This is a genomic window from Streptomyces sp. NPDC002032, from assembly GCF_042890765.1.
Taxonomy (GTDB): Bacteria; Actinomycetota; Actinomycetes; order Streptomycetales; family Streptomycetaceae; genus Streptomyces.
Genome location: NZ_JBIASM010000008.1, coordinates 232217 through 255936, shown reverse-complemented (window position 1 = coordinate 255936; position 23720 = coordinate 232217). Strand labels below are relative to the sequence as shown.

The following is a 23720-nucleotide window of genomic DNA, read 5'->3' as shown; positions in this document are numbered from 1 at the left end:
CGTGGAGGGACAACGCGAAGGACCCGACACGAGGACGGGCCGGGGGTTGCCACCCTACGACGCGACGATGTCCCCCGCGCGGGGGATTGCGGCCCCCGCGGGGGTGACACCGGCCCGGAGCGGGGCGTTCCGGACCGGGATGACAATCTGTCCGTATGTCCACGTCCGGGATCCCCCAGGCCGCCCGGGAGCCCGGCGCCGCCCCCGCCGCGCCCTGCCCGCCGCCGGTCCCCGGCCGGCCCGCGGCCCCCCGCCCGCCCGCCCGCGCCTGGCCCGGAGCCCGGCCCGGCGCCCGTCCCGGCGCCGGGGTGCCTGGTCCGCGGGCGGCCCTGCGGCTGCCCGCGGCCCTGGATCCCGCCCGGCTGCGCAACCTGCCCGGCCTCGGGCGCCTCGGGGCGGCCCCGGCCCCGGCCCCGTCCCGGGTCGGCGAGCTGCCCGGCGCGCCCGGCCTGCCGCCCCGGGGCGGGCGGCCCGCGCGGCCGGGGCGGGCCGCGCGCCGGGCCCCGTACGCGCTCGTCTGCGCGCTGTTCCTCGCCTACACGGTGCTTTCCGTCTCCCGCCACCGGCGGCTGGAGGAGAGCTCCTGGGACCTGGGCATCTTCGAGCAGGCGGTCCGCGCGTACGCGCACCTGCGCCCGCCCGTGGTGGACCTCAAGGGGCCGGGGTTCAACATCCTCGGCGACCACTTCAGCCCCGTCATCGCCCTGATCGCCCCGCTCTACCGGGCCTTCCCCGGTCCGGTCACCCTGCTGGTGGTGCAGGCCGCGCTGTTCGCGCTGTCGGCCCTGCCCGTCACCCGGGCCTCGGTACGGCTGCTCGGGACGGCCCGGGGGCTCGCGCTGGGGGCGGCGTACGGACTGTCCTGGGGGATCCAGCGGGCCGTCGACTTCGACTTCCACGAGATCTGCTTCGCCGTGCCGCTGCTGGCCTTCTCGCTGGAGGCGCTCCTCGCCCGCCGCTGGCGGCCCGCGCTGGCCTGGGCGGTGCCGCTGCTGCTGGTCAAGGAGGACCTCGGGGCCACCCTCGCCGCGCTCGCGCTGGTGGTCGCCTGGCGGGCCCGGGGCGACGGCCGGCGGGCCGTCCGCCCGGCGCTCGCCACCGCCCTGGCCGGGGTGCTGGCCGCCGCGGCCGTCTTCGCGGTGGTGATACCCGCCTTCGCCGCCGGCGGATACCCCTACTGGGAGAAGCTCGGCGGCGACGGCGGCCTCCTGCGCGGCCTGGGCACCAAGCTCACCACCCTCGGCTGGGTCCTGGTCCCCACCACCGGGCTGCTGGCGCTGCGCTCCCCGCTGCTGCTGGTGGCCGTGCCCACCCTCGGCTGGCGGTTCCTGTCGGGGGACGCGCACTACTGGTCCACCGACTTCCACTACAGCGCCGTCCTGATGCCGGTCGTCTGCCTCGCGCTGGCCGACGCCCTCGACGCCGCCCGGCGCGACCGGCGGCCGTGGCTGCGCGCGTACGCCCTCCAGCTGCCCGGCGCCGTGCTCGCCGCGGCCCTCGCGCTGAGCGCCACCAGCATGCCGCTGGCCCGGCTCGGGGAAGGGGCCACGTACCGGGAGCCGGACCGGGTGGCCGCCGTCGAAGCGCTGCTCGCGCGGATCCCGGACGGGGCGGAGGTGGAGGCCGACAACGGGGTGCTGACCCGGCTGACCTCGCGCTGCCGGGTCTTCTGGATCGGCAACACCCAGGGGGTGCGCCCGGCGTACCTGGTCTTCGACAACTCCACCGGCTGGGCCGGGGAGGACCCCGTCGCCTACGCCGGGCAGCTGCACCCGGGGTCGCGGTTCGTCCCGGTGGGCGGGGCGGGCGGGGTGGTCCTGCTCCAGCGGGTGTTCTGAGGGGCTCCGCACACGCGGCGGCGCCGGCCCCGGACCGCCCTCGCGGACGGCCCCGGACCGGCGCCCCTTCCCCCGTACTCCCCCCGTTTCCCCCGTTCCCCCGTACGACCGCCCCGCGCCGGTTACTCGCCGGCGATCGCGTTCAGTACGTTCATCCGCCCCGCCCGGAACGCCGGGACCAGTGCGGCGAACAGGCCCACCAGGGCCGAGCCGGCGAACACCCCGAGGATGGTCGCCCACGGGATCTCCAGCACCTTCAGGCCCTGGAGGGCGAGGAGCTGCTGGGCGGTCGCGCCCCAGCCCATGCCCAGGCCGAGGCCGAGGAGCGCGCCGAAGAGGGCGATGACCACCGACTCCAGGCGGATCATGCGGCGCAGCTGGCGGCGGGAGAGGCCGATGGCGCGCATCAGGCCGATCTCGCGGGTCCGCTCGACCACCGAGAGGGCCAGGGTGTTCACGACGCCCAGCACCGCGACGATGATCGCGAGTGCGAGGAGGCCGTAGACCATGTTGAGCAGCTGCCCGACCTGGTCCTTGAGGTTCTCCTTGTAATCGGTCTGGTTGCGCACCGTGTACTGCGGGTACCCGGCGAGGGCCGTCTTGAGCTCCGCGTACGCGCTGTCGGCCTGTCCCGGCCGCGCCTTGCCCATCAGCATGAAGGGGCGGGCCAGCTGATCGGCCGGGATGTTGGCCTCGGCGGTCGCCGTGCTGATGTACTTCACGCCCTTGTCGATGTTGCCCTCGTCCGAGGTGATCGCGGCGACCTTCAGCCGGACGGTCTTCCCGCCGGTGAAGGCGACCGTCAGCTCGTCGCCGACCTTGACGTGGTGCTCGTCGGCGTAGAGCGAGCCGACCGACATGGCGCCCGGCGCGTACGCGTCCTCGTGCCGGCCGGCGACCATCTTGCGGCGCAGGTCCTGGGCGTACGCCGGGTCGGTGACGCTCAGGTCGCTCTGGAGGCTGGAGCCGTCCGGGGCGGTGATCTTCGCGGTGGCCTCGCGATAGGCGGTGACGTGGTCGAGGCCCTTGACGGCGCGCATGGCCTGCTCGGCCTGCGGCACGACCGGCTGCATGGCCGAGGAGTCGACGATGTAGTCCGCGCCGACCGTCCGGTCGAGCTCGTCGGTGGCCGAGGACACCATCGAGGAGCCGACCACCGAGAGGCAGGCGACCAGCGCCAGTCCGATCATCAGCGCGGCGGCCGTGGCACCCGTACGGCGCGGGTTGCGCAGCGCGTTGCGCTCGGCGAGCCGGCCGACGGAGCCGAAGGGCCGCAGCACGGGCGCGGCGATGGCCCGCACCACGACGCCGGCCAGCAGCGGGCCGATGACGATGAAGCCGATGAGGCTGAAGAACACCCCGAGGGCCAGCCACAGCGATCCGGCCCCGGCCTTGTCCGCGGCGGCGGCGAGGAACAGGGCCGCGCCGCCGATGCCGGTCAGGACCAGGCCGAGGACCGCGCGGACCGCACCGGCCTTGCGGTCGCCCGGCGTTCCGGCGTCGCGCAGGGCGGCCATCGGGGAGACCTTGCCGGCCCGGCGGGCCGGGACGTAGGCGGCGACGACAGTGACGACGGTGCCGAGGGCCAGGCCGATGACCGGGGTCGTCCAGCTGACCGTCAGGTCGTCGGTGGACAGGTGCATGCCCATCTGGCCCATGAGCTTCATCAGGCCGACGGCCAGGCCCACGCCCGCCGCGACTCCGGCGAGGGAACCGGCCACACCGAGCAGCAGGGCCTCGATGAGGACGGAGCGGTTGATCTGGGACCGGTCGGAGCCGATGGCCCGCATCAGGCCGATCTCGCGGGTGCGCTGGGCGACCAGCATCGAGAAGGTGTTGAAGATCAGGAAGATGCCGACGAGGAAGGCGATCCCGGCGAAGCCGAGCATCACGTACTTCATGACGTCGAGGAAGCCCATGTCCTTCTTGTTGGCGTCCGCGGCCTCCTTCGCGGTCTGGAGCTTGTACGTGCCGGCGCCGACGGCGGCGGCCACGTTCTCCTTGAGCCGCTCGTCGCTCACGCCGTCCTTGGCGGTGACGTTGACGTGGGTGAACACGCCGGGGGCGCCGAGCAGCTTCTCCTGCGCGGTGGGGGTGTCGAAGTAGACGACGGCCGCGCCCGGGTTGGTCACGGTGAAGGCGGCGATGCCGCTGATCTTCGCGCGGACGTCACCGGTGACGGCGATGGTGCGCACCTCGTCGCCGAGCCCCAGGTGGTGGCCGGCGGCGGTGTCGGCGTCGACCATCACCTCGGTGGGGCCGCGCGGCGCCCGGCCGGAGGTGATCTTCATGGACTTGAGTTCGTTCTCGGTCCAGTTGCCCGCGATGGTCGGGGCGCCGGTGGTCGAACCCAGGTTCTCGTTCTTGGTGTTGACGACCGTGACGGCGGTCGAGAAGACGCCGCCCTCGGCGGCCTGGACGCCCTCGGCCTTGCGGACGCTCTCGAGAACCGAGGCGGGCAGCACCCGCGGCTTGCCGCGTACCGCCTCCTCGCCGTCCTCGCCCCCGGCGGGCGGCTTCGGGCTGACGGTGACGTCGGAACCGGTGACCGCGAACAGCTTGTCGAAGGTCGTGTTCATCGTGTCCGTGAAGACGAGGGTCCCGCAGACGAAGGCGACGGACAGCAGTACGGCGACGGCGGAGAGCGCCATCCGCCCCTTGTGCGCGAAGAAGTTGCGTCGCGCGGTCTTCATGACGGTCACGAGGTCCGCCCGCGCGCGTCGAAGTCCTTCATGCGGTCGAGGACCTGCTCGGCGGTGGGCGCGTACATCTCGTCGACGATGCGTCCGTCGGCGAGGAAGACCACGCGGTCCGCGTAGGAGGCGGCGACCGGGTCGTGGGTGACCATGACGATGGTCTGGCCCAGTTCGTCCACCGAGCGGCGCAGGAAGCCGAGGACCTCGGCGCCGGCCCTGGAGTCCAGGTTCCCGGTCGGCTCGTCGCCGAAGATGATCGCCGGACGGGCGGCCAGGGCGCGGGCGACCGCCACGCGCTGCTGCTGGCCGCCGGAGAGCTCGGTCGGACGGTGCTTGAGGCGGCCCGCGAGGCCCACCGTCTCGACGACCCGCTCCAGCCACTGGGGCTCGGGCTTGCGGCCCGCGATGTCCATGGGGAGGGTGATGTTCTCCAGGGCGTTGAGCGTCGGCAGCAGGTTGAAGGCCTGGAAGATGAAGCCGATCTTGTCGCGGCGCAGCCGGGTGAGCTTCTTGTCCTTCAGGCCGGTGATCTCGGTGTCGTCCAGGTGGATCGTGCCGCTCGTGACGGTGTCCAGTCCGGCCAGGCAGTGCATCAGGGTGGACTTGCCGGAGCCGGAGGGGCCCATGATCGCGGTGAACTGGCCGCGCCGGATGTCCACGTCCACCTCGTCGAGGGCGACGACGCGGGTCTCGCCGGAGCCGTAGGCCTTGACGACCTTGCGCGCCCGGGCCGCGACGGCGCCCTCGCCGCCGGTCCCCCCGTGCCTGGTTTCGGTCATCGCCGTTGTCACGGTGTCCCCCATGTGGTTCGTCTGCCGGCGCGGCCGCCGCTGCGTCCGCCCGCCCGGCGCCGCACAGGCGTGCGGCGCTGTCGTGAAGTCTGTGGTGCGGGGGGTGTCCGGCGCCCTGGTGCCCTTCGCCGTATCCGCCGGGGGGTTAACCCCACCCCCCGGCGTCCGCCCGTAGGAACCAGTTAAGGACGCCGGGGGCCTTTCGGCCTCCTCCGCCGGGACGAAAGGCCCCTGGCCCCTTGTGCTGAGGAACCCCTAGGGGACGTGCGACCTCCGGCGGACCCGGTGTAGGGGATACCGACGGCCGCGACCCCGGTGAGATGGTGTTCTCCGCAGCCGAGGGGGACGTGGTGGGGTCAGGGGAGAACAGGACGGACGCGTCCGGGGAGCGGGCGCCCGCCGGGGACGCCGCGCACCGTCGGGCGCCCGGGCAGCCGGAGCGCGGGCGGCCGCCCGCCGCCGTGGTGGTCTCCCTGATGCTCGGCATGTCCCTGGTCGCCCTGGACAGCACGATCGTCTCCACCGCAGTCCCCCAGATCGTCGGGGACCTCGGCGGCTTCTCCGTCTTCACCTGGCTCTTCTCGGGCTACCTGCTCGCCGTCACCGTCACCCTGCCCGTGTACGGCAAGCTCAACGACACCCTCGGCCGCAAGCCCGTCCTCCTCTTCGGCACGGCCCTCTTCCTGCTCGGCTCCGTGCTGTGCGCGTCCGCCTGGAACATGGCCGCGCTCATCGCGTTCCGGATCGTCCAGGGGCTGGGCGGCGGCGCCCTGCAGAGCACCGTCCAGACCCTGGCCGCCGACCTCTACCCGCTGCGCGACCGCCCGCGCATACAGGCCCGGATGACCACCGTGTGGGCGAGCTCCTCGCTGCTGGGGCCGGCCCTCGGCGGTCTGCTGACCACGTACGCGGGCTGGCGCTGGACGTTCCTGATCAACGTGCCGCTCGCCGGGCTCGCCCTCTGGCTGACCGCCCGCCACCTCGTGGAACCCGTCCGCTCCCCGGGCCGCCGGGGCCCGGTGGACTGGGCCGGGGCGCTCGGCGTGTTCGCCTGCGGCGGGCTGCTGCTGAGCGCGCTGGTGCAGGGCGGGGTGGCCTGGCCCTGGCTGTCGGCGCCCTCGCTCGCGCTGTTCGGGGCGAGCGCGGTACTGGCCGCCGTGGTGGTCCGGGTGGAGCGCCGGGCGGCGCAGCCGATCCTGCCGGGCTGGGTGTGGCGCCGGCGCACCATCGCCGCCGTGAACCTGGCGCTGGGAGCCCTGGGGCTGCTGATGGTCGCCCCCATGGTGTTCATGCCGACCTACGCGCAGTCCGTCCTGGGCCTCGGGCCGGTCGGGGCCGGGTTCGTGATGGCCCTGATGACCCTGAGCTGGCCCCTGTCGGCCGCCCTGTGCCAGCACGTGTACCGGTGCATCGGCTTCCGCGACACCGCCGTCCTCGGGATGTCGCTGGCCGCGGTGGTCCTGTTCTCCTTCACCCTGCTCCCGCACCCCGCCCGGCCGTGGCAGCCCGCGCTGGTCATGCTGCTGCTGGGGGCCGCCCTCGGGCTGTTCCAGCTGCCGCTGATCGTCGGGGTGCAGTCCACCGTGGGCTGGGCCGAGCGGGGCACCACGACGGCCTCCGTGCTGTTCTGCCGCACCGTCGGGCAGAGCGTGGGGGCCGCGCTGCTGGGGGCGGTGGCCAACGCGACCGTCGCCGCCCGGCTGGCGGACGCGCCGGCGGCGGGGCTCCCCGAGCGGCTCGACGACGTGTCGCGGGCCCTGGCCGAGCCCGCCGCCCTCTCGCCGGCCGCCGCACGGCACCTGCGGGACGCGGTGGCGGCGGCCGTGGACCACATCTTCCTCGGCGCGACCGCCGCGGCGGTCGCCGCCCTGCTGGTCCTGCTGCTGGTCGCGCCCCGGCGGTTCCCGGTGCTGCCCGAGGCCGAGTAGCCGCCACGCCGCCGGAGCCGCTTGTCATGTTCGGGATCAGTGGGTGACCCTCTTCACCGGACACCGCACCCCGGGGGGACCCATGGCTTCCGCACTCTGCGCACTGGCGTTACTGGCCGCCCTGGCCGGCCCCGTCATCCTGCGCCTCTACCGCAGTCCCGGCACGGTCACCGGCCGCGACGGCCGGCTCTCCACCTCGACCACCCTCGCCCTGGCCTGGACGGTGATCCTGGTCTGGCTGCTGCTCGCGATCCTCGCGTACGGGCTGACGGCGGGCGGCGGGATCGGCTACTTCCAGCGCCCCGACGGGCCCCTGTCCACCCTGACCACGGTGTACCTGCCGCTGCTCGGTGGCCCGTACGTCGCCCTGATCGCCGCGAAGACGGTCGTCGGGCTGCGGGTGGAGAGCGGCTCCCTGGCCAAACCGGCCCCGAAGCCCACCGTCACCGGCCGGCGGCCGCTGCGGGAACTGATCGCGAACGACAGCGGCCGCACCGACCTCGTCGACCTCCAGTACGTGGCCCTGAGCGCGGTCACGATGCTCTACGTCGTCCTCTTCTTCCTCTGCGACGTGGGCGCGGGCCTCCCGGACCTGCCGTCCGAGATCTGGGCCCTGACCGGCGCTCCCGCGGGGGCCTACCTGATCAACAAGATGGCCGTCCGCGCCAACCCGGTCATCACCCAAGTCGAAGCCGCCGACGGGCTGCTCACCGTGGAGGGCGGCGGCTTCACCGAACCCCGCCTCACGGTGGACGACACCGCCCTGCCGGCCGTCCCGGACCCGCTGACGGGCGCCCTGACGGCCCCTCTGCCGGCCGCGGTGCGGCCCCCGTTCACGGTGGTGGTCACCTCGCGCGGCCTGCGCAGCGACCCGTACCGCTACGAACCGGCCGGCTAGGCGGTCCGGGCCGCGCGGTTCGCCTTGATCATGTCGTTGATCAGGTGCCGGGAGTCGTCGGTGTTGAGGGCCTGGGCCTGGAGGTGGTCGAACATGACCTGGTAGGGGTGTCGCTCGACGTGCCTCTCCAGGTACAGATCGCTGGTGTAGCGCTCCAGATAGACGACCCCCGTGTCGGATTCGGGATACGTGAGGATGGAGAACTGTCCTAACACCCCGGGATGCGCCCCGGCGCCGTGGGGCAACACCTGCACGGTGATGTGCGGCTGCATGCCCAGGGAGTTGAGGTGTTCGAGCTGCTCGCGCATGATGTCGCGGTTCCCGACGGTCCGGTGCAGTGCCGATTCGTCCACGACGGTCCATAAGCGCAACGGCCGGGCGGGGTGGTGCGCGCGGTGCTGGCGCCGCAGTCGCACCTCCAGGCTCACCGCGGCCTGTTCGGCCGTGGGGCGCGGAACGGACTGGGCGATGACCGCGGCCGCGTAGGAGGGAGTCTGCAGCAGGCCGGGCAACAGCAGTGCGTCGTAGGAGTGGATGGCGACGGCCGCCGTCTCCAGCCCGATGTAGACCCCGTAGGGGACGTCCCCGCAGGAAACCCACCAGTCTTGGCGGCCGGACTCCTTCGCCATGCGCATCAACGACTCGACGATGGCCTGGTCGGTGATCCCGTAGATCCGGCACAGGTCCCGCACGTCACGCGGGTTGATCGGGCGGCGGCCGGTCTCGATGAGGCTGATCTTCGGCTGGGACACCATCAGGCGCTGCGCCGCCTGCGAGGACGTCATGCCCGTGGCCTTGCGGAGCTGTCTCAGCTCCCCGCCCAGTCGGCGCCTTCTGACCGTGGGATTTCCGTTGCCCGCCATGGGCGGTGTACCTCCAGCTCAAGACATCACGCAGAGGCCACCTCACCCTACGGCCGACATCGGCAAACGCATTCTGCATAGGCGATCCGACCAGCGCGACATCCGTACGGCCAGCGTCATCAGTTCGGCTTAATGCCGCGGCGCTTGGTTCCGGAAGCAGGACGACGCGCGGTATCGGGCGCGGGAGCACGTGTTCAGCGGGTGTGACTGATCCATCGCCGAACGGCCGCGTAGGTGGTCTCGTCGATTCCGGCGAGCACCTCGATCGCGTGCGGATCGCCGGCGAGCAGCGGGATGCCCGCGACGGTCAGGCAGGCCTGCAGATCGAGGCGTCGCCGGTCCACGGCGCTCAGACGGCTCGGCGGGGGGCCGCAGGGGCGGGCCGGATCCGGGCCCCGGGCGCCCGGTTCCCCGCCCTTCGCCGCTCCGCGCATACCGGGAAACCGGTAGGGGTCGAGTGTCCACCACTGCGCCGACGGGGGCTTCCCGGCCGAGTCGGGCGTGCCGTTCACGGGCGCAGGCCCTGCAGGGCACGCGCGCCTGCGGCGATGACTTCGGCGAGCTGGTTGGCGACCGCCGTGCTGCACCCGCCGAGCCGGACGAGACCGCGGCAGCCGATCGGGCCGTCGTTGCAGAGCGAGGGAAGGGTCAGGCCGGCGAGCGCGAGCGCGGCCTTGAGGTTCGCGACGGCTTCCTCGCCGGCCTGGTAGGCCGCGTCCTGGCTGCGCTTGTAGCGGAGACGCTCGGCGTGGGTGAGCTCGTGGGGCATGGTGCTGTCCTTTCGGGAGGCGTCGGGAAGGTGCGGGAAGTCCGGGCGTGCGCCACCCAGGAGGTGGAAAGAGGCGCGGGTCGCGTGCAGGGCGGCCGGCCCTGGCGCAGACCCGTAGGGCTGAGAGCGTGCGCAACCCGTGACCAATGCGTTTTGATCTTCGTTCTCGTCTTGTACGTGATCACTTGAGGGGGAAGGGCTGGACCGGTCGGCAGGCCGCCGGCGCCTGGACGACGGGGCGTGACGGTGCGCCTCCTATGCCCCGTAGCGGAATCGGGGAGGGGCCGGAGCACGGGCGGCCCTTTGATCCACCACCGGGTAGTCGGCGAGTGCGCTGTCCGGGCTGCTCGCGACGGCCGGTTGCCGCGGCAGGGCAAACGGGCGGCCGCGGTGCCGTGGGGCGGCTTGGCGGGGCGGGCGGGTGAGGGTGATCTGGCGGACCAGTTGCTGGAAACAGGCGAGTGCGGCGATGGGTGGGAGCGTGGCCGCCGCGCGGGCTGCGAACGTGCTCGGCGCCTGGGCGACGCACAGGAGCGTGGCGAGGGTGGAGAACAGCAGGACGATGGACCAGGAGTGGACGGCGCGGCGCTGATGTAGGGCCGCCCGGAGGATGGACAGGGAAGCCACCATCCACGGCCCGTAGATCAACAGCGGCCACCAGCTGACGACATCGTGCGCGGTACGCGGGCCGGCGCTGTGGCGCAGGGCTTCGCAGATGGCCAGACCGCTGAAAATGCTGACCACGGCTGCGATCGCGGCGACCAGCACGGCGGTGAAGACACTGCCCGTCTTGAGCAGGTTCACCACCGATGGCCTCGCCGGGGTCCGGCGGTGCCCGTGGCGGGTCGACAGGTGCGGCCCCTCCCCGGTTCCCCGCGTCGCCTCGGTGACCGCGGCGACGGGGGCGCCCGTATCGCCGGTCTCGCCGGTCTCCGCGAAGCCGAACTGATCGAAGGCCGTCTCCGCCTGCCTCGGCCGCCTGGCCTCCTGCAGGAGATGGGCCAGCTCCTCGGCCGGATTCCACGGGGGGTTCATCTCACCCGGCCCCACGGGCCCCTGCCGGTACCCGGCGTCCTGCTCGAAGCCGGACGGGGGGCAGAACACGGAGGCGTCGGGGTGGGAGGGGTGGAACCCGCTGCCGTCATGCCGCTCGTAGTGCTCAAACACCGGGGGTCTCCCCGGACAGCGCGCGCCGGCTGAACTCGCTCTGGATCCGGTTCATCTCCTCCAAGAAGTCCTCGAAGATCGAGGACGAGTAGTGGAGATCCACTTCATGCCCTTCCTTGCACAGCGTCGCGCCCTTGACCGGGGTCCAGCCCGTGTAGGTCCACTCCCCCGCCTTCGCGGCTCCGCCGCCGACACCGTGTCCGTTGTTGCCCGCGCTCAGCAAGAAAATTTCAGCGTGGTTTGCATTTGTCATAGTCCATCAACGCTTCCTGCACCGTTGAGGGTGTGGTCCGTTCAGGTGACGGCATGCGCGGTAAACACGTCTTGACCAGTGTCCTTTATCATTTCTGTGTTCGCGGGAAACGTCTGGCACCAGCGGTCGCCCTCCCTTCCCCGAGCGGTCGTGCCAGCTCACGAGAGGGTCGGGGGCGGCGATCGGGCGGCGCCGGCCAAGGGGCGCGAACACGCCGCGCGCACCGGCTTTCGGCGCGTACTCCGCCCTACAGGGGCGCTCGTTCGCGTCCGCACGCCCGGAGCCGTTCGAGCCGTCGCAGGATGCAATCGACTGACAGGGCGCAACTCTGCATATGCCGCTGCGTTATGTCGAGGACGAGAGGGCCACCAGTTACCTGAGAGGAACCGCTGTGGCAGACATCCTCCTGAGAATCGCGCTGATCTGTGCCGTCCTGGGCACGGGATGTGCGGCTTGGACCACGTCCGGAGTCGGTCGAATGCACCCCACGGACGCCCGCGAATTGCGTCGCCAGCAACGCTTCAAGCACGTCCTGTCCGAAAGACCGCAGGAGTCGAAACCCCAGACGGAAGGGGCGCCGGTCGCGGCGACGACGCCCGGCGCCTCCGTCTGCACCGAATGCGGTGCCTCATCCGGCCGGCCCTGATTCCGCTGCCGGCCCCGGTCTGGCATCACGGGGGCTCATGCACCGGCCTCCTTGTGACGGGCGTAGTAGCGGGCCACCCGCGCCCGGTTGCCGCAGACCGAGGCCACGCACCAGCGGCGGCGCGGGTGCGCCGGGAGGAACAGCAGCACGCAGCCCTCCGCCTCGCAGCGGCGCACCTCCCCCACCCGGGGGTCCGTCAGCAGCTGCGCCACGGCCTCCGCCAGCTCCGCCGCCAGCCGCCGCGCCGGGCCGGCCGTCCGGTGTACGGCCGCCGTCAGCCCGGCCCCGGCCGTCCAGGACAGCTCGCGGTGGGCCGGGGCGCCCGCGAGGGCGGCGTTCAGCGCGTCCAGCTCCCGGGCCGGCGGCCGGACACCCCGCCGGGCGGCCTCCAGCAACGGCCCGGCGGCCTCCCGCACGGCCCCTACGGCGGCCACCTCGGCCGGCCCCACCGGCCCGGCCGGCGCCAGCCGCCCGTCCTGCGCCGCCAGCCAGGCGCCGAGGCCCCCGGGGTCCGCGACGCGGTCCCCCGCGTTGATCAGGTCCAGCGCGAGCGGCTCGCCGAGAAGAGGGAACGACGTCATATGACTAACTCTACCGAAACCCCTTGACCCATTAGTCACACCGACGCAAGACTAATGCCACCGAACCCCGAGGAGGCATGTGATGGCGATCCACCACCGCACCGTGGAGGTGGCCGGAGCGTCCGTGGCCTACCGCGAGAGCGGCCCCCCGGACGCCCCCGTGCTGCTGCTCCTGCACGGCTTCCCCACCGCCTCCCACCAGTTCACCCGCCTGATGGACGCCCTCGGCGACACCCCGTATCGGCTGATCGCCCCCGACTACCCCGGCTTCGGGCGCACCGAGGCCCCGCACGGGTTCACGTACAGCTTCGACCGCCTGGCCGACATCGTGGAGGGCTTCACCGACGCCCTCGGCCTGGACCGCTTCGCCCTCTACGTGTTCGACTTCGGCGCCCCCGTCGGGCTACGGCTCGCCACCCGACGGCCGCAGCGCATCACGGGCCTGATCGTCCAGAACGGCAACGCCTACGACGAGGGCCTCTCCGACGCGGCCCGCGAGTTCGCCGGGCTCGCCCGCGAAGTCCCCGGCAACGAGGAACGCGTGCGAGGGCTGTTCACCGAAGAGGGCACCCGCTTCCAGTACGAGACCGGGGTCGCGGACCCCTCCCTCCTCTCCCCCGACACCCAGACCCTGGACCTCCACTACCTCGGCCTGCCGGGCCGCGCCGACGCCCAGGCCGACCTCGCCTTCGACTACGCCTCCAACTTCGCCCACTACCCGCACTGGCAGGCCTGGCTGCGCACGGCCCGCCCACCCGTACTGATCGTCTGGGGCGCGGGCGACCCCTTCTTCACCCCGGCGGGCGCGCGGGCCTACCTCCGCGACGTCCCGGACGCGGAGGTCCACGTCCTCGAAGGCGCGGGCCACTTCGCCCTCGAAACCCACCTCCCCCGGATCACCCCCCTGATAGCCACCTTCCTGACGAAGCTCGCCTGAACCCACCACCCACGGGCCGACGGGCCGGGACCACCCGGGCGCGGGGACGGGGTGGGGTGTCGTCCGGGATGTAAAACGTGATTTGTTGGCGCGCGGCGCCCTCCGCAGACGAGCCCCGACAGGGCGCCATAAATCATGCCCATCCCGGACGGCACCCCACCCCGTCCCCGCGCCCACCCCGACCCCGCCAGCACCAGCACCAGCACCAGCACCTACCCCTCGGCCGGCGCCCGGCCCGTCAGCGCCGCCAGGCTGGAGCGGACGTGGTCCATGTGCGCCCGCATCTCCTCCTGCGCCTCCGCGTGCTCGCGCAGGATCCGCTCGGTCTCCCGGCCGACGCGCTCCTCGCGCACCCGGGCCCGCGCCAGCACCTCCGAGGCCCGCGCCTCCGCGTCCTCCTGGCCGTGCCGCGCCGACTCCTGCGCCTGCGCGAGCCCCCGGCGCGCCTCGGACAGCCGGGCCTCGGCGGCGCGCTCCAGCTCCGCGTACCGGGCCTCCTGCTCCGCCTCCCGGGCCGCCTGCTCCCGCCCGGCCGCCTCCCAGCGCTCCGCGTGCTCCTTCTCCTGCTCCGCCAGCAGCGCCTCTCCCCGGCGCCGCGTCTCCGCCACGGCCGCCGCCGCCTCCGCCCGCCAGCCCTCCGCGTCCTCCCGCGCCTTCGCCCGGATTCCGTCGGCCTCCCGCTGCGCCCGCATCAGCCCCTGGCGCGCCCGCACCTCGGTCTGCTCCCGCACCGCCTCCGCGTCGTGCCGGGCCAGCTCCTCGACCCGGGCGGCGTGCGCGTCGGCCGCGCCCATCGCCTCGGCCGCGTCGGCCCGCGCGTCGCCGCGCAGGACCTGCGCCTCCTCCTCGGCCAGCGCCAGGATCCGCCGGGCCCGCTCGCTCAGGTCGTCGTACGTCTGCGGGGCCAGCGAGGACACGGCTTCGCGCAGCCGCTCAGCCTCCGCCTCCATCCGCCGGGCCAGGACGGTCAGCCGCGCCACGCGTTCCCACGCCTCGTCCCGGCTCCCGGACAGCCGGCTCAGGTAGCGGTCGACCTCTTCGGGCCGGTAGCCGCGGCCCCGCACGGTCGAGAAACCCTGGGGTCCGTGAGGTGACATGGGTGCACTCATCCTGGAAGCGCCTCTCTCGCGGGGATTGCTGTCAAGGATGCGTCATTTGGTGTCAGAAGCCGGAATGGCCGGGCCGGGACCCCCGTCGGGGGCCCCGGCCCGGCCACACATCCGATCATCCGATCAGAGGAGGCCGTCCCACATCTGCTCCAGCAGCACCGACCACCAGCTCTCCGGAGAGGCCAGCGCCGCACTGTCGAGGCCCGCCAGATTCGCCTGGAAATCGACGGTCCAGCGGCCCGCCTGCTCCGGCGTCAGATGCTGGCGCAGGCGCCACATGTGACCCAGCATCGCCAGCGACCGGGCGAACTGCGGCAGGCTGGAGTTGACGAACTGCGGGGGCACGGGGGCCCCGCCGGGTCCGGCCTCCACCGGCACCGCCACGATGTGCGCGGTGCCGTACTGCACGCAGAGCGCCTTGCCGAAGTCACTGCCGACCACCAGGTACGAGCCCGCGTCGGACGCAGGCTGCACCTGCCGCTGGGCCGCCAGTTCGGCCAGCGTCGGCACCGGCTGCCCGGGCACCGCCTGCGCCCAGAAGAACGGCCCGAAGTCCACCGGCAGGCCCGCCCACATCAGGGTCTGCGCCACGATCTCCGGCACGCCCTGGCGGGACACCGCCCGCTGGTCGAAACGGAACACCCCCTGCGGCCCGAACGCCCCCGCCAGCTCCTGCGCGATGGCGTCCATCGGAATGGCCGGCTGGAGCGGAACCTGCGGCAGCGGCGCGCGTACGGGCGCCGGGCGGGCCGGACCGTCCGCCACCTGGTGCAGCTCACCCTGATGGGTGAGCAGGTGCCGCATGCCCTGCTGACGTCCCGCGTGGTCGGTCCCGTACGGGGCCACGCTCGTGATCCGCACCTGCGGCCAGGTCTCGCGGATCATCCGGGCGCAATAGCCGCCGGGCAGTTCGCAGGAGGCCAGCTCGGTGTGCAGCTCCAGCACCTGCTGGGGCGGCACGTTCATCGCGCGGAGCTCGTACAGGATCTGCCACTCGGGGTGCGGGGTGCCGGGCGCCGAGCGGCGGATGAGCTGCTGCTCGGAGCCGTCGGGCGCACGGTAGCGCAGCACGGCCTGGTAGCCGGGCCCGACCGTGGGCACGCCGGACGGCGCCGGGGGCTGCGGCGCGGCCGGCCGGCCCCCGCCGGGAGCTCCGGGAGCTCCGGGGGCGCCGGGCGGCGGCACGGCGGCGGGACCGGCGAGCATCGTCGCGGCGTGGTCGATCCCCCCACCGGGGGCTCCGGGAGCGCCGGGCGGACCGGGAGGCGTCGGCGCACCGGGTGCACCCGGCGGCCGCGGCGGCTGCACCACGGCGGGACCGGCCAGCATCGTCGCGGCATGGTCGATCCCCCCACCAGGAACCCCCGGCACACCGGGGGCCCCCGGCGGACCGGGAGGCGTCGGCGCACCGGGCGCACCCGGCGGCCGCGGCGGCTGCACCACGGCGGGACCGGCCAGCATCGTCGCGGCATGGTCGATCCCCCCACCGGGGGCTCCGGGCGCACCGGGAGCCCCCGGCGGACCGGGAGGCGTCGGCGCCCCAGGCGCACCGGGCACGCCCGGCGGACCGGGAGGCGTCGGCGGACCGGGCGGCTGCGGCGGCCGCGGCGGCTGCACCACGGCCGGACCGGCCAGCATCGTCGCGGCGTACTGCGGCGCGTTCCCGGGCGCACCGGGCCCACCCGGAGCACCGGGCGGCGCGGGAGCCACCGGCGGCTGCGGCGCACCCGGAGCACCCGGAGCACCCGGAGCCCCCGGCGCACCCGGCGCACCCGGCCGCGAGACGTGCGCCCTGCTCGTCGGCGCGTCGGCGATGTCGGCCGCCTCGGCCCCGAGTCCCAGAGCCGGTGCCACGGCCGTCCTCGGCAGCTGGCTGCCGCCCGCCATCAGCGTGGTCTTCGCCTCCGGGGCCACCCCGGGGCCCGACGGGCGCTCCTCCAGGTCCGAGCCGGACAGCGGCGGCGCGAACACCGTCGCGGGCAGCGGTACGGAGGCCTCGTCGGCCCCGGAGTTCACATCGGTGCCGGCCCACGGCGTGGCCCCGGAGGGCACCCCGTCGTTGGCGGTCGGCTCATGCGGAACCTGCGGGCCGGGGCGGCCCGGCGCCGGCGCGGCCGGAGCAGCCGGCGCCGCCGGCGGGATCCCCGCCCGGTCCGCCGCCTCCTGGAGCCACTCCGGCGGGCTCAGCATGAAGGAGGTCTGCTCCGCGTCGATCCGCGGCTGCGGCACCGAGGCCTGCGAGGCCGCCGCCGTCGCGGCCGCCCCGTACTCCTCCTCGTAGCGCCGGATCACCTCGCCGACCGGCAGCCCCGGCCACAGGGTCACCTCGCCGCTGTCCCGGGCGATGACCAGCCGCTGGCGGCCCCCGCCCGACACCGGCCCGGCGGGCCGGTCCTCGGCCCACACCACGAAGCCCAGCCCGAACTCCCGTACCCGCACCTCACGGTGCTGGTACGCGGGCACGTCCCCGTTGATCCACTCTTCGGCGCGCTCCTGCGCCTGCGCGAACGTCACCACGCCGCGATCACCCCTCACCCAACGCGGCGTCGGTCACCGGAACCGAGCGTGCGAATCCGCCGTCCACCATCAGACCGGCCACCGTTTCCAGCTCCGGCGGGTTGCCCGCCAGTCCCTCCAGGAAGGCATCGAAATCGGCACCGCACGGCAGCAGCAGCCGCTCCACCCGCTCCTGGACGGACCAGCCGTCCCGGTCGCGGGCGTCGTCGTAGGGGGAGAACCAGACGGAGCCGGCGCCCTCGCCCCTGACCTTCACCGCGAGCAGCCCGCCCTGTACGAAGGCCACGCACAGGTAGTCCTTCGTCAGGTGGTCCCGCAAGCACTTGTTGACGTAGACGAGGTCGTTGACCGCCGCCTCCTCGCGGACCGTCAGGAACGGCTGGTCCACCAGCATCCCCAGCTCCGCGAACAGCCCGGCGCCGGACGGCGCGCAGCCGCCCGCCGCCTTCAGGAACGAGCGGTACGCCTCCGGCAGCCGGTAGCCGAGGTCCTCCTCGACGCCCTGCACCTGCTGCTCGGAGACCGACACCAGGGTCTTCGGCAGTTCCAGATGCACCGGACGGGACTCCTGGAGCGGCCGGGTGCCGCGCTTGTCGTGGTCCACCGGGGCCGTCGCCAGACCGGCGTGGTGCCGCAGCAGCGCCTTCACCTCGACCGGCACCAGCTCCATGCGCCGCGACGCGGCCACGTGGTGCCAGGTCCAGCCGTGCGGCGTCGCCACCGGGCCGACCGTGTCCCACAGGGCGTGCCCGGACTCCCGCATCGCCGCGTTGGCGGACACGATGTCCGTCAGGCGCAGCTCGTCCACGCCGAAGCCCTCCGGCGGCTCGGCGATCTCCACCGCCGCGCGCGCGTACCGCGAGAAGTCGGGATGACCGTCCCCGTCCATCCGCACTCCATGGGGATGGCGGGCGGCCCGGACCGGGTCCGGGAAGTGCACGACCTGCCCCGAGTAAGCGGCGTTGGGTGGCGCGGCCTGCTGCCCGAGCCGACCTGTCGTCATGGCGGTAGCCCCCTGCTGGATCTGGCTGGTTCACCACAGCCTATGTGGTCGGGCAAGGCCCCCGGCCGCCCACGAGCCACGCGCCCGCGTACGGGGCGGGAACATCCGAATTGATACGAATATTCGACCCCGCTTCCACACCACAGGGGACATTTGACAGGCTGTCCCCGCGGCACGGGGGCGTGCGCGACAGCGGCCACCACCGCGGCCACGGGAGGGAAGAAGCGACCATGCAGACGGCGACCACGCACAATCCGGCAAGCCGGGCGGACCGCACGGACCACGCCGAACCGGCGGAAGCCGGCCCCGCCGGCGATCCCCGGCTGCGCTGGAGCAGCACCGACGGCCCCACCCCGCCGCCCGTCCTGCGCTTCCGCCGCGACGGGATCCTGCCGACCGTCGCCGCCGCCCTCTCCGTCCGCGGCGAGACCCTCACCGGAACCGCAGGCAAGGGCGACCGGCCGCCCGTCCTGCACCCGCTCGTCCAGGACTTCCTCGACACCCTGACCAGCGGCCAGCGGGAACGCTTCACCGGACGGTGTCCCGAGGCGCTCCTGCTCTCCCGCCACCTCGCCGCCGTCGAGGGCGCCCGCAGCCGGCGCGCCTCCCGCAAGCCACTGACCGCGAGCGAGGCCCGCCGATCCCTCAAGCACTCCCGCATCACCGCCCGCCGCATCCGCGAGGACGGCGACCCGCTGCACGGCAGCTACGCGCCGCCCTGCCGCTCCTGCGACGCGCTCCTCACCCACTTCGGCGTACGCCCCGTCGACCTCACCCACCCCGAGTAGCAGCCATGACCGCCTCCTCCGCCTCCTACGACCGCTCCTCCGCGACCCGCTTCCCGGGCCCGGTGGACGCGGCCCTGCGCACCGCCGGCTGGGAGCCCGGCCGCTGGGACATCAAGCAGGCCGAATACTGGGCCGGCGCCCTGCGCGACCACACCACCCCCGCCGGACACCGGCACGCCGTCTTCCCGGCGGCCGTCGAGGCCTGGGCCGAATTCGGCGGGCTGACGGTGACCGGCCCCGGGCCGGGCCGCCAGATAGCGCCCGCCACCCTGCGCGTCGACCCGCTGTCCGGCCTGCACCTGGCCCGCACCTTCGCCGACCTGGGCCGGGCCCTGTCCACCCAGCTCTGCCCGCTCGGCACCGACGCCGACGGCGGCTCCCACCTCGCCATCGACCGCGAGGGCCGGGTCTACGGGATCGACCACACGGGCGACTGGTACCTGGGCTCCGGCCTCGACGAGGCCCTGACCCTCCTCCTGACCGGCCTCCAGCCGGCCCGCCTCAGCACGGAGCCCTGACCGGCGGCCCCGCCCCCGACGGCCCTCCGCCCCCGACGGCCCCGGTCCTAGCGGGCCGTCGGCAGCACCGCCGACACCTTGAAGCCGCCCTCCTCCGTCGGCCCGGACACGAACACGCCCCCCAGCGCCAGCACCCGCTCGCGCATCCCCAGCAGGCCGTTGCCGCCGCTGGGCAGCCCGGGCTGCTCCACGTCCGCCCCGCAGGGCCCGTTCTGCACCTGCATGGCGACCTCCCCCTCCCGGTGCGCGAGCCGTACGACGACCCGCGCGCCCGGGGCGTGCTTGTGGCAGTTGGTCAGCGCCTCCTGCACCACCCGGTACGCCGTCTGCTCGACCTCCGCCGGATAGCCCGACGGCTCACCGTCCACGAGCACCTCGACGGCCATCCCGGCCGCCCGCGACTGCCCGACCAGCGCCTCCAGCCCCTCCAGCGAGGGCCCGTCGTCGAAACTCCCCGCCAGCGCCACCGGCGCGGCCACCGCCGCCGCCGGCCTGGGCCTGGGCGCCTCGGCGCGCAGCACGCCGAGCATCTCCCGCAGCTCCGTCAGGGCCTGGCGGCCCATGTCCCCGACCAGCGCGGCGTTGCGCGCCGCCTTGACGGGGTCCTTCGCCGCCACCGCCTGGAGCGCCGCCGCGTGCACCACCATCAGCGACACCCGGTGCGCCACCACGTCGTGCATCTCGCGCGCGATCCGCGTGCGCTCCTCCGTACGGGCCCATTCGGCCCGCTCCTCCGCCCGGTCGGCGAGCAGCGACAGCTCCCGCTCCAGCGAATCCGCCCGCTCCTGGAGGCTCTCCATCAGCCGCCGCCGCGCCCCTATGTAGAGGCCCAGCAGGACGGGCGGCACGGTCAGCGCCACCGCCACGAACACGGAGAGCACCAGCACCAGGGTGGTGTCCCCCTCCAGGTCCCCCCGGGTGCGCAGGTACATCACCACGAAGGTGCCGGCCAGCGACATCGCGGTCAGGGTGGCGGTGATCCGCCGGGGCACCTCGCAGGCGGCGAGGGTGTAGAGGCCGACCACCCCGAGCAGGAAACCCATCGCGGCCGGTGAGACCGCGATGCCGACCAGCACCACGGCGATGGGCCAACGCCGCCGCAGCAGCAGCACGGACCCCACGGCGATCCCGAACAGCACCCCGAGCGGCACCGGGATGCCCGCCTCACGGGCGAAGCCCACCCCTTCCACACCGCACTCGGCGGCGGACACCGCGGCGAGCCCCACGTCCAGGAGGGCGGCCCGCCGCCGCTCCCACCACCAGGGGCCGTCCCGCCCCGCCCCACCACGCTCTTCCCCCGTACCGGTCATGCCGTCCAGCGTACGCAGGCCCCACGGCACGCCGGCGAAGGGATTTCCGGGCAGCCCCCGGCCGTCGCGGCCGGCCTGTCCGGCCCTTCACGTCAGCCGAAGCGCCGACATGGCGCCGACATCCACCGTCGCATCGGGGCGGCTTGGTGCGGCATAGTAGGAGCCGTCGACCTGATCAGACGGGCGTGATGTCCGATCGGGTCATCACCAGTCCCCTGTGGTGTAATTGGCAGCACTGAGGCTTTTGGTGCCTTATGTCCGGGTTCGAGTCCTGGCGGGGGAGCCTTGCACGTTCGGGTCCTGACCTTCACGGTCGGGACCCGCCTTCGTTTGCGGGTGTTGGCCCCCCGCTATCCTTCCTGGGTCCACCCCCGAAGCCGAAGGGCACACCCGTGAGCGCAACCCGCCCGGCAGCCGTCGTCGTACTCGCAGCGGGTGAAGGCACCCGCATGAAGTCGGCCACCCCCAAGGTCCTGCACGAGATCAGCGGGCGCTCGCTCGTCGGTCACGTCGTCGCCGCCTCCCGCGAGCTCGACCCCGCGCACCTCGTGGTCGTCGTCGGCCACGCGCGCGAGCAGGTCACCGCGCACCTCGCCGCCGCGGACGCCGGTGTCCGCACCGCCGTGCAGCACGAGCAGAACGGCACCGGGCACGCCGTCCGGATGGCCCTCGAAGAGCTCGGCGGCCCGGTCGACGGAACCGTGATCGTGGTCTGCGGCGACACCCCGCTGCTGACCGGACGGACGCTGCACGCCCTCGCGGCCACGCACGGCGCCGACGGCAACGCCGTCACCGTGCTCACCGCCGAGGTGCCCGACTCGACCGGCTACGGCCGCATCGTGCGCGACGGCGCCACCGGCGCAGTGACGGCCATCGTCGAGCACAAGGACGCCACCGACGCCCAGCGCGCCATCCGCGAGATCAACTCCGGCGTCTTCGCCTTCGACGGCAAGCTCCTCGCGGACGCCCTCGGCAAGGTCCGCACCGACAACAGCCAGGGCGAGGAGTACCTCACCGACGTGCTCGGCATCCTGCGCGAAGCGGGCCACCGCGTCGGCGCCGCGGTCGGGCCGGACCACCGCGAGATCCTCGGGATCAACAACCGGGTGCAGCTGGCCGAGGCCCGCGCCCTGCTGAACGCGCGCCTGCTGGAGCGGGCGATGCTCGCGGGCGTGACGGTCGTGGACCCGGCGAGCACCTTCGTGGACGTGACGGTGACCTTCGGCCAGGACGCCCTGATCCACCCGGGCACCCAGCTTTTGGGCGCCACGCACGTCGCCGAGGGCGCCGAGGTCGGCCCCAACACCCGGCTGAAGGACACCCGGGTGGGCGCGGGCGCCCGCGTGGACAACACCGTGGCGGACGGCGCCGTGATCGGGGAGCAGGCGAGCGTCGGCCCCTTCGCGTACCTGCGGCCCGGCACGAACCTCGGCCTGAAGGCGAAGGCCGGCACGTACGTCGAGATGAAGAACGCGACGATCGGCGAGGGCACCAAGGTGCCGCACCTGTCGTACGTGGGCGACGCGACGATCGGCGAGTACACGAACATCGGCGCGGCCAGCGTGTTCGTGAACTACGACGGCGAACACAAGCACCACACGACCGTCGGCTCACACTGCAAGACGGGTTCGGACAACATGTTTGTGGCGCCCGTCACCATCGGGGACGGGGCCTACACGGCCGCCGGGTCGGTCATCACGAAGGACGTGCCGGCCGGCGCCCTGGCCGTGGCCCGGGGCCAGCAGCGGAATATCGAGGGCTGGGTGGCCCGCAAGCGTCCCGGCAGCGCCGCCGCGACGGCGGCGCAGTCCTCGCCGGAGGGGGACTCCGGCCGCCCTTGAGGTGAACTGGCCGGAAACGGGTACGCCCGGGACGGCGTACCGTGATAGGTGCACGCAATTCGGCTGGCTCACCGTGTGCGGGACGGACGCACACGGGGGCGAGCAGCTTTCAACACGTCTGAGGAGACTGTGCTGTGACCGGGATCAAGACGACCGGCGAGAAGAAGCTGATGCTCTTCTCCGGCCGCGCCCACCCCGAGCTGGCCGAGGAGGTCGCGCACCAGCTGGGGGTCAGCATCGTGCCGACCAAGGCTTTCGACTTCGCGAACGGTGAGATCTACGTCCGCTTCCAGGAGTCGGCCCGTGGCGCGGACTGCTTCCTGATCCAGAGCCACACGGCTCCGATCAACAAGTGGATCATGGAGCAGCTGATCATGATCGACGCGCTGAAGCGCGCGTCGGCACGCTCCATCACCGTGATCATCCCGTCCTACGGCTACGCCCGTCAGGACAAGAAGCACAAGGGCCGCGAGCCGATCTCGGCCCGCCTGGTCGCGGACCTGCTGAAGACCTCGGGTGCGGACCGCATCCTCACGGTCGACCTGCACACCGACCAGATCCAGGGCTTCTTCGACGGCCCGGTCGACCACCTCTCCGCCCTGTCGGTCCTCGCGGACTACGTCGGCGCCAAGGTGGACCGCAGCAAGCTGACGATCGTCTCCCCGGACGCCGGCCGCGTGCGCGTCGCCGACCGCTGGTGCGACCGTCTGGACGCGCCGCTGGCCATCGTGCACAAGCGCCGCGACAAGGACGTCGCCAACCAGGTGACCGTCCACGAGGTCGTCGGTGAGGTCAAGGGCCGCGTCTGCGTCCTGGTCGACGACATGATCGACACCGGCGGCACCATCTGCGCCGCGGCCGACGCGCTCTTCGCGCACGGCGCCGAGGACGTCATCGTGACGGCCACGCACGGCATCCTGTCGGGCCCGGCCGCCGACCGCCTGAAGAACTCCAAGGTCAGCGAGTTCGTCTTCACGAACACCCTCCCGGACCCCTCGGACCTGGAGCTCGACAAGATCACGGTCCTGTCGATCGCCCCGATGGTCGCGCGCGCGGTGCGCGAGGTCTTCGAGGACGGCTCGGTCACCAGCCTCTTCGAGGAGCAGCAGTAACCACTGCTCCGTAGATCCTTTTTGGTACGGCCTCCCTCCCCGGGTACACTCCATGAGTTGCTCGGCGAGGGAGGCCGTACCCGTATTCCGGGTCCGGACGCTCCGTTATCGACGCGCTCTTCGTAGCAGGCCGTTCCGGCCGGGTGACCGTCGTC

20 protein-coding genes and 1 tRNA gene are annotated in these 23720 nt (G+C 73.5%); 9 read left to right on the top strand and 12 right to left on the bottom strand.

The genetic code is table 11. The features are described from left to right. Positions 1-155: 155 nt before the first annotated feature. A complete protein-coding gene (locus ACFYYT_RS20835; RefSeq protein ID WP_388608800.1) occupies positions 156-1838 on the top strand; it encodes a DUF2079 domain-containing protein in 1683 nt (560 codons plus the stop codon). Positions 1839-1960: 122 nt separating this feature from the next. Here ACFYYT_RS20835 and ACFYYT_RS20830 read toward each other — a convergent pair whose 3' ends face one another. Both ACFYYT_RS20830 and ACFYYT_RS20825 read right to left on the bottom strand, forming a co-directional pair. Continuing rightward, a complete protein-coding gene (locus ACFYYT_RS20830) occupies positions 1961-4540 on the bottom strand; it encodes an FtsX-like permease family protein (protein ID WP_351826234.1) in 2580 nt (859 codons plus the stop codon). Continuing rightward, positions 4537-5313 (bottom strand): ABC transporter ATP-binding protein, encoded by a 777-nt coding sequence (locus ACFYYT_RS20825; RefSeq protein ID WP_388608797.1) that lies wholly within the window; start codon positions 5311-5313, stop codon positions 4537-4539. Before ACFYYT_RS20825 ends, ACFYYT_RS20830 begins: the two co-directional genes overlap by 4 nt. 332 nt (positions 5314-5645) lie before the next feature. Between ACFYYT_RS20825 and ACFYYT_RS20820 the strand changes: the two genes are divergently transcribed. Both ACFYYT_RS20820 and ACFYYT_RS20815 read left to right on the top strand, forming a co-directional pair. Then, a complete protein-coding gene (locus ACFYYT_RS20820) occupies positions 5646-7253 on the top strand; it encodes an MFS transporter (RefSeq protein WP_351826236.1) in 1608 nt (535 codons plus the stop codon). An 82-nt stretch (positions 7254-7335) separates the two neighbouring features. Next, a complete protein-coding gene (locus ACFYYT_RS20815) occupies positions 7336-8151 on the top strand; it encodes a hypothetical protein (protein ID WP_351826237.1) in 816 nt (271 codons plus the stop codon). Here ACFYYT_RS20815 and ACFYYT_RS20810 read toward each other — a convergent pair. The 6 genes from ACFYYT_RS20810 to ACFYYT_RS20785 form a co-directional block, all read right to left on the bottom strand. Beyond that, positions 8148-8936 (bottom strand): helix-turn-helix domain-containing protein, encoded by a 789-nt coding sequence (locus ACFYYT_RS20810; protein WP_388608793.1) that lies wholly within the window; start codon positions 8934-8936, stop codon positions 8148-8150. The genes ACFYYT_RS20815 and ACFYYT_RS20810 overlap by 4 nt on opposite strands. Positions 8937-9208: 272 nt before the next feature. Next, positions 9209-9526: a hypothetical protein gene (locus tag ACFYYT_RS20805; RefSeq protein ID WP_351826239.1), complete on the bottom strand. Its 318-nt coding sequence runs from the start codon at positions 9524-9526 to the stop codon at positions 9209-9211. Continuing rightward, positions 9523-9783 carry a hypothetical protein gene (locus tag ACFYYT_RS20800; RefSeq protein ID WP_351826240.1) on the bottom strand — a complete coding sequence of 87 codons (261 nt, stop codon included), beginning with the start codon at positions 9781-9783 and terminating at the stop codon, positions 9523-9525. Before ACFYYT_RS20800 ends, ACFYYT_RS20805 begins: the two co-directional genes overlap by 4 nt. 255 nt (positions 9784-10038) lie before the next feature. Next, positions 10039-10950 (bottom strand): hypothetical protein, encoded by a 912-nt coding sequence (locus ACFYYT_RS20795; protein WP_351826241.1) that lies wholly within the window; start codon positions 10948-10950, stop codon positions 10039-10041. Continuing rightward, on the bottom strand, positions 10943-11173 hold the full coding sequence (locus tag ACFYYT_RS20790) for a hypothetical protein (protein WP_351826242.1): 231 nt from the start codon (positions 11171-11173) through the stop codon (positions 10943-10945). Before ACFYYT_RS20790 ends, ACFYYT_RS20795 begins: the two co-directional genes overlap by 8 nt. A gap of 711 nt (positions 11174-11884) precedes the next feature. Further along, positions 11885-12430 (bottom strand): ABATE domain-containing protein, encoded by a 546-nt coding sequence (locus tag ACFYYT_RS20785; protein ID WP_351826243.1) that lies wholly within the window; start codon positions 12428-12430, stop codon positions 11885-11887. A gap of 82 nt (positions 12431-12512) precedes the next feature. On the opposite strand from ACFYYT_RS20785, the gene ACFYYT_RS20780 reads away from it, so the two are divergent. Continuing rightward, entirely contained in the window at positions 12513-13367 is an 855-nt protein-coding gene (locus ACFYYT_RS20780) for an alpha/beta hydrolase (RefSeq protein WP_351826244.1), read from the top strand. 212 nt (positions 13368-13579) lie between these two features. Here the strand turns inward: ACFYYT_RS20780 and ACFYYT_RS20775 are convergent, their stop codons facing one another. The 3 genes from ACFYYT_RS20775 to ACFYYT_RS20765 form a co-directional block, all read right to left on the bottom strand. Next, positions 13580-14464, bottom strand: coding sequence for a DivIVA domain-containing protein (locus tag ACFYYT_RS20775; protein WP_351826245.1), 885 nt, complete (start codon positions 14462-14464; stop codon positions 13580-13582). Positions 14465-14599: 135 nt separating this feature from the next. Further along, complete coding sequence (locus ACFYYT_RS20770) at positions 14600-16993, bottom strand: SUKH-4 family immunity protein (RefSeq protein WP_388608787.1); 2394 nt, start codon at positions 16991-16993, stop codon at positions 14600-14602. A 7-nt stretch (positions 16994-17000) separates the two neighbouring features. Then, complete coding sequence (locus ACFYYT_RS20765; RefSeq protein ID WP_351826247.1) at positions 17001-17996, bottom strand: SMI1/KNR4 family protein; 996 nt, start codon at positions 17994-17996, stop codon at positions 17001-17003. 230 nt (positions 17997-18226) lie between these two features. Between ACFYYT_RS20765 and ACFYYT_RS20760 the strand changes: the two genes are divergently transcribed. Further along, complete coding sequence (locus tag ACFYYT_RS20760) at positions 18227-18784, top strand: YwqJ-related putative deaminase (protein WP_351826248.1); 558 nt, start codon at positions 18227-18229, stop codon at positions 18782-18784. 5 nt (positions 18785-18789) lie between these two features. Beyond that, on the top strand, positions 18790-19302 hold the full coding sequence (locus tag ACFYYT_RS20755) for an SUKH-3 domain-containing protein (protein WP_351826249.1): 513 nt from the start codon (positions 18790-18792) through the stop codon (positions 19300-19302). Between the two features lie 47 nt (positions 19303-19349). Here the strand turns inward: ACFYYT_RS20755 and ACFYYT_RS20750 are convergent, their stop codons facing one another. Continuing rightward, positions 19350-20612, bottom strand: a complete 1263-nt coding sequence (locus tag ACFYYT_RS20750) for a histidine kinase (RefSeq protein WP_351826250.1) — start codon at positions 20610-20612, stop codon at positions 19350-19352. Between the two features lie 211 nt (positions 20613-20823). On the opposite strand from ACFYYT_RS20750, the gene ACFYYT_RS20745 reads away from it, so the two are divergent. The 3 genes from ACFYYT_RS20745 to ACFYYT_RS20735 all read left to right on the top strand — a co-directional run bounded on the left by ACFYYT_RS20745 (position 20824) and on the right by ACFYYT_RS20735 (position 23565). Next, positions 20824-20895 (top strand) — tRNA-Gln (locus ACFYYT_RS20745). 109 nt (positions 20896-21004) lie between these two features. Beyond that, on the top strand, positions 21005-22453 hold the full coding sequence (gene glmU / locus ACFYYT_RS20740) for a bifunctional UDP-N-acetylglucosamine diphosphorylase/glucosamine-1-phosphate N-acetyltransferase GlmU (RefSeq protein ID WP_351826251.1): 1449 nt from the start codon (positions 21005-21007) through the stop codon (positions 22451-22453). 134 nt (positions 22454-22587) lie between these two features. Beyond that, positions 22588-23565: a ribose-phosphate diphosphokinase gene (locus tag ACFYYT_RS20735; protein ID WP_351826252.1), complete on the top strand. Its 978-nt coding sequence runs from the start codon at positions 22588-22590 to the stop codon at positions 23563-23565. The last annotated feature ends 155 nt before the right edge of the window (positions 23566-23720 follow it).